4 protein-coding genes are annotated in these 5,079 nt (G+C 35.7%); 2 read left to right on the top strand and 2 right to left on the bottom strand.

Features of this window, described 5'->3' with window-relative positions; genetic code table 11:
• Window positions 1-3 precede the first annotated feature (3 nt).
• On the bottom strand, window positions 4-3,057 hold the full coding sequence (locus VB797_RS34335) for a plasmid replication protein, CyRepA1 family (protein WP_323242285.1): 3,054 nt from the start codon (window positions 3,055-3,057) through the stop codon (window positions 4-6).
• A gap of 505 nt (window positions 3,058-3,562) precedes the next feature.
• Entirely contained in the window at window positions 3,563-4,285 is a 723-nt protein-coding gene (locus VB797_RS34330; RefSeq protein WP_323242284.1) for a phosphatase PAP2 family protein, read from the bottom strand.
• Between the two features lie 105 nt (window positions 4,286-4,390).
• Here VB797_RS34330 and VB797_RS34325 point away from each other — a divergent pair, with 105 nt between their 5' ends.
• Together VB797_RS34325 and VB797_RS34320 are read left to right on the top strand one after the other, a co-directional pair.
• Window positions 4,391-4,681, top strand: a complete 291-nt coding sequence (locus VB797_RS34325; protein WP_323242283.1) for a GIY-YIG nuclease family protein — start codon at window positions 4,391-4,393, stop codon at window positions 4,679-4,681.
• Window positions 4,681-4,821 carry a hypothetical protein gene (locus VB797_RS34320; RefSeq protein ID WP_323242282.1) on the top strand — a complete coding sequence of 47 codons (141 nt, stop codon included), beginning with the start codon at window positions 4,681-4,683 and terminating at the stop codon, window positions 4,819-4,821. The genes VB797_RS34325 and VB797_RS34320 overlap by 1 nt, the downstream gene beginning before the upstream one ends.
• Window positions 4,822-5,079: the final 258 nt, after the last annotated feature.

Genomic DNA, 5,079 nt, shown 5'->3' with positions numbered 1-5,079 from the left:
GGACTAAGCAACTTTAGCCTTCATTTCAATATTAGAATCAGCAATATTTTTAATATGAGTTAACATCAATTCATCTCGTTGATGCCATATAGAAAATATTTCATCCCTTCCATCATCAAGAGTTTCTGAATCGATCCGATATACATTATTTACCCGTTTTATTTTCAAACCGAATAAACTAAAAACTCGCCGAATAATCTTGATCGCTGAAACCTGTTCTTTTTCCACTGCTAAATTAATATTCAACGCTCTTTGAATATGTTTGTTGCACTGTAATACGGTATTTTTTAGTAATATTAAATCCGCATCATTTTCAGTAAATTCTTTACCGGATTCGAGCAACTGTAATACCCCCAATGCTCGGAGGGCTTCTATTCTCAAAGTATAAATTCTTAAATCGGGTAGAAAAACTTTCCCCTCACCGCATGACAATTGTTGATTCCATTCTTGTTGATCTCGAATATGGAAATAGTCGCTAGAGTGAGTTAAATAATAATGGGTTCTTAATTGATAGTAGTAGCCTTTCTCATCCTGCAATTTTAGTTGAGGGGTAACTTCTACACCGTATCTTTTTCTGAGAAAGTATTTATTGATTTTGTAACGCTCGTCATCTGTAAGAGAATGTTTCTTTAATAATTGTTCGTATTCCAAATAATCTATATCTGGAGCATTACTTACAGCAGTTGCTACCGCTAGTTGATTTTGCTGCTTGATTTTTTTGATATTCTGATTAATTTCTTGAGATTTATAACGGCTTTGCTCCCAATCTCTTTTGACTTTGACAATTTCCAAAATCAATCTTCTCCGAGTTGCGGAATCTTCTTTATCCGTAGCTAAAAATGCATAGCGTAAGTCACGAATAATGTTCTTCTGAATATCATTGGTACGCACCCATAAATTATGTCCTTCAGCCGTTAAACCTTCTTTCATCGATTGACGATAAAAGTTAATAGAAGCATTTACCCTTGAAGATAATTTTGCCCAAGTTCTGAGATGAATTGGGTCATACACTAAGGGTAAATCAACGTCTATTTTATGCATTGGACTCAATAGGGCCAAATTTTCTTTTTGATTTTCCTGATACCAAAAAGACAGCGATCGATAATTCGTGCTACCGCTACCAATTAAACCGACTCCTCGCTTAGCACACCATACAATACGCGGGACATCATCACGTACCCTTGCTAAGGCTTGTCTAGCTTCGGAATCTGGAATTACCCCTTGAAAAATTCCGTAAACTCGATCAAAATGCCGCACATCAATACTGATTCCCGTTCCCAGAGTAGGAGTGACAAAAACAGCATCGTATTCGGGAATTTTTTGATTAATTGATGCGACAAAATCAACCGCTTCATGTCCCGGTGTATTAGTAGTATGACTGCTGACTATTAAAGTTTTAGGATATAAATGTCGTAATTTATCAAAACGTTCTTTTAAATAACGTTCGATGGTTTCACTGCTATAACGTCCCGAACGACTATCGGTAGTAACATAACATTTTCTTCCGGCAAGTAAATCCAATTCTAGCTGTTGAATTAACGGTGTCGGATTAGGGGAATCATAAAAAGTTACATCCCAAGCTTTTTCCGGTTTCCACTGATTTACAACAACCCAAGGTGTTAATTCTATCCCTGCTAATTTTTGGAGGTATTCTAAAGAAACATCGGATAAATCCGCATCTTGAGCAATAACTAATCCTCCTGTTGTTAAAACAGTAGAAATTAACTGCTGAAATAACTTTAAAATCTTGACTCGTTTATCTTTACAAGTATTACTATGTAACAGGTGCCACAAAGATTGTTCAACTTCATCTAAAATAACTATCGCTCCTTCCCAGTCTGAAGGATTGAGCTTCCAAATTGAATCAATACATAATCCAGTAGAAGAATTCATTGACCTATTTTGAATTCCCCATTCTCTATGACTTAAACCCCATTTAATCCCCACTTTTTCACATAAAAATTTTCCTAGCTGGATTCTATGAGTAATTAATAAAATAGGTTTATTTATATCTAAAGCCTGTTGAACAACTGCTTGTAAGGCTGTGGTTTTTCCAGTTCCTTTCGCGGATTTTACACCTACTAATCCAGAAGTTGGAAAAGGGATATTACCTAAATAACGAGAGTTTACAGTCAGAGCCGCAGGAACAGTTAAATTAGTATAGGGTTTACTATGGGCAAGGTAAACTTCTAAATCCAGACTTTGACTATAAATTTTATCAAAAGCCGCCGCACCTTTAGCGACAATAAACTCATCAACTCCTTTTTCCATCCCCGGAAGTTCAATTACTTGAACCGGGCAGTTTTTTTCCTGAAATAATAAACCAAGTTGAGATATAGCATTGTTTACAGCATTGACTTTCTTAACTTCAGTTTCAAAATCAAAACAAATATAAATAGTACGTTTAGTAATACCAAAAGCTGCTAAATCCGCAATCAGTTGACGACGGATAACTTGACCAAATTTATCTTTAATAACCCGATAACCGCTGGTAATTCCAGGAATCGCGATCGCAGCATATCCTTGAGTCAAAAGTGCGGCTGCTTTCTTCACACCTTCACAGATAATTACGGGTATATTACATTCCATTACCCACTTCCAAAAGCCGACAGCAGCTCCATCCTCAGCAATAGTAATATTTTTGGGTAGCTTGACATTGTAACGCTGAGCTACCTGCTCCCATATTTGCAAAGGTACCCGCAAACAAAATATCCGCGTTGGGGTACAGGGTGGATGTTCGTATTTTATAGACTTACCTTTGTGATTGACACGAGGTTGGTTAGGCTTGAAACATCCCCACTCCATCATGTGCCAATTATTCAACACATCAACCCCCGAACACCACCAGCCACCAGCACTAACATGAGCGTAACGCTCCAGCCAGTAGCTCTTAACTATTCCGGTATTTGTACGGGGAATTAATTCCGAAATCAATAGATAATCGTAAGCATTTCTGTCTTCAAGAGAGCAAAAATTCAGCTTCAGCAGGTGTAAATCAATGCCACTACTATTGACTAATTCCTGAATATGTTCTGGGTTTAAATAGTGCAAATGCATTATGTAGGGCGGAAAGTGCAGACAATGGACTTGAAAAACTTACCATGTACTCACTGGTTTTTATATAAGGGTTTTCAAGGTTTTTGATGTGCTTTTTATTATTTTGTAACGGGGAACACTTCGGTTTCCTTAAAAGAAATTGATTTCTTCGATTCTCTTGTCCAACTAATAGGTTTGTATTGTGATTTTTATTCTTCTTTTTTTTTAATTATCAGTATAAGTATCAATGAATAATTTTTATATATAGTTTTTGAAATAATAATTTTATGTGATATGAGTGATTAAGCGTAGTTAATAGGGTTAGTTTTGCTAGTTGGTTAACAAAGTTTTTGCAATAGTATTTATGAATTAGTATTGTGACAATCGTATAAGTCCTGGTTAAACGAAAGCGAGCAAGATGCTCGCACTACTTATAATTTTTTTTAAGGGGAAATTCTCCTTATTTAAAACAAAATAAATCGACAAGAGTTAGGTTTTTATTCAAACAAATCAAATAATTTATCAATCAATCGTTAACAGCTTGTTGATTCTTTCTTCGCAACAAAGATTGTAAAATTTCTAAACTAAAAATACAGCTAATTAACCACACTAACCCAGCAGCATATCCAGCAATCACATCTGTTAACCAATGAACTCCCAAATAAACACGACTAAAACCAATTGCTAAAATTAATAAAGTTGTAAAAAATAAAATTAAACCCCTCCAAGGACGGAAATTAGCGATTAGCAAATAACCCACAAAACCATAAATAACTAACGAAACCATCGCATGACCGCTAGGAAAACTAAATGAGTTAACATCTACAATCCTTTCCCATAAAGCAGGTCGCACTCGTGCAAATAATGTTTTAAGCCATGCATTTAAACCCAGACCCCCAAACGCGACGATAACTAAAGTAAAAGCACTAGCAAATTTTCGACTAACTAATAAAAGTATCCCTACAAAACAACTTAAAAAAATTAATGTTGAACCATTCCCAAAGAATGTGATACCAGTCATAATTTGATTTAGCAAAGGAGTATGTAATTTGTAGATACTTTGCAAAATCGCCGTATCAAAATCTGCGGTTTCTTCTGCAAATACCTTTTCCGCAATTTGGAAAAATCCCCACAGCGAAAAAACTGCGATCGCAAACCCACCCACCCAAACAAATGATAATAAAGGGGACAATCGGGGACTTACATTTTCTTTCCAACCTTGAATTAGTTTATTAGTGTAGTTGAACATGAATTTAAGTGATTATAAATGTATGTAGGCAAAAGTATTTCTGACCCAAGAATAACAAACTTAGCTTAAGACAACGTAAAATCTATAGCAAGTTAATTACAATCAATGAGCCATCAATACTATATCTATATAATTACAAATGAATATAACACCGTACTTTATACAGGTGTTACGAATAATTTAATTAGAAGAGTTTACGAACACAAAGAAAAATTAATTGCTGGTTTTACAAAAAAGTACAACGTTAATAAATTGGTTTATTACGAAATTTTTACCGATATTAATAGCGCTATAACAAGAGAGAAACAAATCAAAGCTGGTTCCAGACAAAAGAAAATCGATTTAGTCAATAGCATGAATCCACAATGGTGCGATTTGTATGACGGTTTATTGTGATGTCATTACCAACAAGTAACTGTCAAACCGTCATTGCGAGGAACGAAGCAATCCCAACAACTTCAACACCAACAAGTAACTGTCAAACCGTCATTGCGAGGAACGAAGCAATCCCAACATCTCAACTACCAACGAGTTAATATCAAACTGTCCGAAGCGAGGAACGAAGCAATCGCATTGACTTATTCGTAATCGAGATGTTGCGATTGCTACTCTTCGAGAAGCTTTCAGCAACGTCGTTCCTCCTTCCCTAAGAGGGAACACTGCGTGAACGCAATGACAATGACAAAAATTAAGAATTATCCTCATCTTACTGTTGCTGTGCGCGTAAATTCTCAAAATTATTCCGAATAATCACAGTATGAGGATGATTTGCACCCAAAACCCGCTCCACAATC

Origin of the sequence: Rivularia sp. UHCC 0363 (genome assembly GCF_034931125.1) — a bacterium.
In the GTDB taxonomy this organism is placed as follows: domain Bacteria; phylum Cyanobacteriota; class Cyanobacteriia; order Cyanobacteriales; family Nostocaceae; genus Rivularia.
Note: the sequence above shows the minus strand (reverse complement) of the source record. Positions and strands in the feature narration are given on the sequence as shown.